Source organism: Sphingobium soli (genome assembly GCF_020782245.1).
Classification (GTDB): Bacteria; Pseudomonadota; Alphaproteobacteria; order Sphingomonadales; family Sphingomonadaceae; genus Sphingobium; species Sphingobium soli.
Genome location: NZ_JAJGNP010000034.1, coordinates 1 through 4699 on the forward strand (window position 1 = coordinate 1; position 4699 = coordinate 4699).

The following is a 4699-nucleotide window of genomic DNA, read 5'->3' on the forward strand; positions in this document are numbered from 1 at the left end:
AGGAAGCCCTGGCGCGCTACGGCAAGCCCGAGATTTTCAATACGGATCAAGGCAGTCAATTCACCAGTCACGCCTTCTTCAGCGTGCTGCACCGGGAGGAAATCGCCATCAGCATGGACGGCCGGGGCGCTTGGCGCGACAATGTGGTGGTCGAGCGCCTGTGGCGCTCGGTGAAATATGAGGAGGTTTACCTCCGCGCCTACGTCGCGGTCAGCGAAGCCCGGATATCGATCGGTCGTTATCTGAACTTTTACAACGCAAGGAGGCCGCATTCGAGCCTTGGCGCCCGGACCCCGGACCAGGCATATTTTGACAACCTGCCAATGGCGATGGCAGCATGAGTTTGGCCGCCGATACGGGGCGTCACTCCGGTCGGGCTTCGCCCTCCCTGCATGACGCCCCGTATCGGCAGTTCGATGATGAAACCGGCAGATGATCCACTTATCGAATGCCGATCCGTGTTCAGACTACCCCGGCCACCTCTCACACCTTGACGCCCCCTCCCCTCCCCCACATACTCCACCCATGACCACGCACATCGTCATCGACCCCAATGTCTGCGGCGGGCGGCCGATTGTCGCCGGCACCCGGATGCGCGTCAGCGATGTGCTCGATGCGCTCGCCTCCTCGGTCAGCGTCGAGGAACTGCTGGAAGACTTCCCCTATCTCACCCGCGAAGACGTCCACGCCTGCCTCGCCTATGGCGCGCGCGCGGTGGACCATACGGTCATCCAAGCCGCCTGATGCACCTGCTGATCGACGCGCAACTGCCACCCGCCCTGTGCGGATGGTTTGCGGAGCGCGGCCTGATCGCCGCCCATGTCAGCACAGAACTGGGCGGCCAGACACCCGATGCCATTATTGCGGCCCATGTCGAACGGCACGGCATGATCCTTGTCACGAAGGACGACGATTTTCTCCTGCGTCACCCGCCGGTCAAATCCCGTCTGCTCTGGTTCCGCTGCGGCAATATCAGCAATCGCGGCCTGCGCATTTGGCTCGACGTCCGCTGGCCGATGATCGCCGAGCGTCTCGATCAGGGCGATCGGGTCATAGAGGTGCGCTGACCAGTCGCGGAATGATCCGCTATGGAGGCAACTCCGTCCCCAATCTGGATAAACCTCCGCCGCCCTGCTATTCTCTCCCCATGACCAAACTCACCCCCATCGAGTCCGAGTTTGCGACGACCGAGGAAGCGGAAGCCTATGACGCATGGTTTCGCGCTGAGGTGGAAGCCGCCATGGCCTCGGACCAACCCGACATCCCGCATGACGAAGCCATGGCGAGGATGCAGGCCATCATAGACCGCCGCAAAAAGGCGGACGAACGCAAGACCGCCTAGTGCTGCCGGTCGTCTGGAGAGCCAGCGCACTCCGAAAACTCGAACAGGTCATCGACTATATTGAAATGCGGAACCCGACGGCGACCGACCGTATCGGCGCTGCCATCCGCCATGCTGCCGATCGCCTGCCCGACCATCCTTACCTTCATCGTCCAGGCCGCGTCCCCGGCACGCGCGAAGCGGTCGTTCATCCCAACTACATTCTTGTATATCACGTCATGACCGACCGCATTCAGATATTGGCGTTTCTTCACACCCGCCAGCAATATCCCTAGCGCCCACCTGTAACGCCCGCTAACCCCTTGTCCCACGGCCCCGACTCCCGTCGCGCGCCGTTTCAGGGGGGACTTTCATGAAATCATTTGCCGCCACCGCCGCGCTCTGCGCCGCCTTGTTCATCGCGCCTGCGGCCCAGGCCAATGATGGCGATGACAACGCCTTCGTCCTCATCAACAAATCGACCGTGGACGCCATCCAGTTCTTCACCAAGCGCAAGGATGGCAGCTGGTCGAAGGACTGGCTCAAAATGCCGGTCAAGCCCGCCGCCACCCGGTCGCTCAAATTCTTCGAAGGCGATGAACGCTGCGAGGTGCAGACCCGAATCGTCTTTTCCGACGGCAGCGAATTTGACAGCCCGGTCGATTATTGCGGCGTGACCAATCTGGTCGTCACCGACAAGAATATGTTCACGCAATAAGAATGGCCTTCCCCGCCCCCTGACGCCTTCCGGGGCGGTGACAAGGGGGCGGGCATGGCCGCGCAACCACGCGCGCGCCCAAAATCCTATTGCCCTGTCCTACACCCGCCCCATCTGCCTACCCTTTCGGCAAGCCTCATTCTGGAAACAGGAGCCTTGCCATGACCGCGATTGTGCCGCCGCCCGTCCCCTCGCTCCCCGATGACCTCCCCACCCCGGCCGATGCGACCCGCGCCGATGGGTGGACGCCCGCGCGGCAGCGGCGCTTCCTGGAAACGCTCGCCGCCACCGGCGTCATCATGCTCGCCTGCGAAAGCGTGCGCATCACCGCACGCAGCGCCTATAATCTGCGCATCCGTCACGATGGCGCGGCCTTTCGGCTGGGCTGGGACGCGGCGATCCTGATCGCGCGCGACCGTCTCGCGACCGATCTGCTCGCCCGCGCAATCACCGGGCAGGAGGAGGTCATCCGCCGCGATCCCGACAATTATGAGGTGCGCCGCCACCGCCATGACAATCGCCTCGCCATGTCGATGCTCTCGCGGCTCGATCGCATGGCCGATGCGCCCGCCGAAGGCTCCGACGCCGCGCTCGCCCGCATCGTGGCGCAGGATTTCACCGCCTATTGCGACATGATCTGCCCCTATGCGGTCATGCTGGACGAAGTGGCGCGCGACGAGTTGCCCCTTGCCGGTCAGGAACCCTCCGCCCGCGCCAGCGCCGACGCGCAGACCCTGCTGGGCGAACGGCCCGGCGATCCCGACCCGGTCGACGACGAGGCCGCCGCTCTGGTGACGTCCGCCGCCTCCGTCGCCATGTTCATCGCGGTGCGCCGCAACCTTCTGTCCACCACCGCGCAGGGCAGCGTGCTTGGCCCCGTCGCCCATGGCGAAACCGGGCTGAACCCGCCCTTTTCCGCCGCGCATGAACGGTGTGAACTTCGCCCGCCTCAGGCCTTTCCTCACCTCATGGACCTGCCGCCGGAGGAAGCCGCCGCCGGGCTGCGCGGCGTGTGGTGGGACACGCTCTACAACGCCTGGCGCACCGATTTCCCCCCGCCGCCCGACTTCACCGGCGAGGAATCCGACGAGATGTATGATCCCGACGATTATCAGCGTGAACTGACCATAGACGAGGAACAGGCCGTCGCCCGGCAGCTGGAGGCGGAATATCGGCCCTATAAGGAAGCGGCGATCCGCGCGCGCGACATCTATTTCGGCTTCGATGCGGCGGCGGCCGGGTGCGACAATGCCGCCGATTCGGCCGAGCCCGCCGGCGCGACCCGCGCGGCGGACCCTCCGCACTGATCCTGCCCCTGTCGTCCTTCGCCGGCCCCAAATGCCGCGCCGCCCGGTACCGCGATTTGCTATTGCACGCCTGATGCCCTATATGGGACGGGCTACAGTCGCAAATCGACGGTCTTCGGCGCTTTGCGGCACCAACTTCCTTCTTTCCCTGCCTCTCTGGCCCTTGGCCCGCCCATACGGGGCGCGCCGCAAACAAGAAGGAATACCCAATGGCCATCACCGGCACCGTCAAATTCTTCAACGCCGACAAGGGCTATGGCTTCATCGCTCCCGATGACGGCACCCCCGACGCGTTCGTCCACATCACCGCCGTCGAGCGCGCTGGCCTCGCCACGCTGCGCGAAAAGGACCGCGTCTCCTATGATCTGGAGCAGGACCGTCGCGGCAAGATGGCGGCTGTGAACCTCACCCACGCCGAATAAGGCGTCCGGGCGGATCGCGCACGTCGCGTTCCGCCCATCGCTGAACGGAAAGGCCCCTGCCCGCCCGGCGTTCGCGCTGAGTGGGCAGTGCGGGCCGGCCGGGTGTCCATCCCATGATGCCCGGCCTTCTTCCCTGGGGATGCGAAGGACAATTATCCGTGGCCAATCCCGACTATCGCGCGCTCGCTGACAAGGCCCATGCCGAAGCGGACGCCGCCCTGCTCGACAATGTACGCGACCGCTGCCTGCGCTCCGCCGCCGCCTTCACCGCCATGGCCCAGCGCCAGGACCTGGGCGACCGCAACCGCGCCCGCCGCGAAGCCGAACTCGCCGCCACCGCCACGCCCGAAACCCCGGCCTGACCCCGTAAACGGCACGAAAATATAGGAAAATGGTGCGCTTACGAGAGCGGATGCGACTGTTCGAGGAGTTCCGGCCGAAGGCTTACGTCTGTGGCCAAGGTGGCTTTGGATCTTAGTTCGAAGCTCAGTTTGCCGACGATTTGGTCGTGCTCGAGAACTTGTATGGCAACGCCGTTTATCTGCTCTGCCAGGATTGGAGCGATATATCTCAACGATCGCGTCTTGACCTTCTTCGCGACCAAGACGCTCACTTTGATCGGGTCGTTCATACGGATGGCTGGCAAGCGCGGCTGACTGCCTGCTCCACGATAAGCTGTTCGAGCGCGGATTGCGAAGGAGACGGAACGGCTATCGTCCAAAGCGTCGCGGTCGATACTGATCAGAAAATGAGCGTCTTCTTTTAAGAAGTCGAAAGGCAGTGCTGAATGGCGGAACGTAGCGCAACCCGGTCACGCGGAACGACCAGCTCCCGACCGCGTCATAGCGGCATGAGTGTTGATTTCCACTGAGAAGTGACCCGGGTAGGGCGTAAATTTCCACTGAGAATTGACCCATGTTGAACTCGTCCC

At 63.7% G+C, this 4699-nt stretch carries 10 protein-coding genes; 9 read left to right on the forward strand and 1 reads right to left on the reverse strand.

The window, feature by feature from the left end; translation table 11 throughout:
• From LL253_RS19495 to LL253_RS19535, 9 genes are all read left to right on the forward strand, one after another.
• On the forward strand, positions 1 to 341 hold a 341-nt coding region (locus LL253_RS19495; protein ID WP_228228185.1), incomplete at its 5' end, for an integrase core domain-containing protein.
• 184 nt (positions 342 to 525) lie between these two features.
• Positions 526 to 744, forward strand: coding sequence for a DUF433 domain-containing protein (locus LL253_RS19500; RefSeq protein WP_228228186.1), 219 nt, complete (start codon positions 526 to 528; stop codon positions 742 to 744).
• A complete protein-coding gene (locus tag LL253_RS19505) occupies positions 744 to 1067 on the forward strand; it encodes a DUF5615 family PIN-like protein (RefSeq protein WP_228228187.1) in 324 nt (107 codons plus the stop codon). The genes LL253_RS19500 and LL253_RS19505 overlap by 1 nt, the downstream gene beginning before the upstream one ends.
• 80 nt (positions 1068 to 1147) lie before the next feature.
• A complete protein-coding gene (gene relB / locus LL253_RS19510) occupies positions 1148 to 1342 on the forward strand; it encodes a type II toxin-antitoxin system RelB family antitoxin (protein WP_228228188.1) in 195 nt (64 codons plus the stop codon).
• The gene (locus LL253_RS19515) at positions 1342 to 1617 is read left to right on the forward strand and encodes a type II toxin-antitoxin system RelE/ParE family toxin (protein ID WP_228228189.1); all 276 of its coding nucleotides are present in this window, start codon (positions 1342 to 1344) and stop codon (positions 1615 to 1617) included. The genes relB and LL253_RS19515 overlap by 1 nt, the downstream gene beginning before the upstream one ends.
• 77 nt (positions 1618 to 1694) lie before the next feature.
• Positions 1695 to 2039 (forward strand): hypothetical protein, encoded by a 345-nt coding sequence (locus LL253_RS19520; protein WP_228228190.1) that lies wholly within the window; start codon positions 1695 to 1697, stop codon positions 2037 to 2039.
• A gap of 161 nt (positions 2040 to 2200) precedes the next feature.
• Positions 2201 to 3346: a hypothetical protein gene (locus LL253_RS19525; RefSeq protein ID WP_228228191.1), complete on the forward strand. Its 1146-nt coding sequence runs from the start codon at positions 2201 to 2203 to the stop codon at positions 3344 to 3346.
• A 209-nt stretch (positions 3347 to 3555) separates the two neighbouring features.
• Positions 3556 to 3768, forward strand: coding sequence for a cold-shock protein (locus tag LL253_RS19530; RefSeq protein WP_009822156.1), 213 nt, complete (start codon positions 3556 to 3558; stop codon positions 3766 to 3768).
• A 158-nt stretch (positions 3769 to 3926) separates the two neighbouring features.
• Positions 3927 to 4130, forward strand: a complete 204-nt coding sequence (locus LL253_RS19535) for a hypothetical protein (RefSeq protein WP_037542818.1) — start codon at positions 3927 to 3929, stop codon at positions 4128 to 4130.
• 38 nt (positions 4131 to 4168) lie between these two features.
• Here LL253_RS19535 and LL253_RS19540 read toward each other — a convergent pair whose 3' ends face one another.
• On the reverse strand, positions 4169 to 4399 hold the full coding sequence (locus LL253_RS19540; protein ID WP_228228192.1) for a hypothetical protein: 231 nt from the start codon (positions 4397 to 4399) through the stop codon (positions 4169 to 4171).
• Positions 4400 to 4699: the final 300 nt, after the last annotated feature.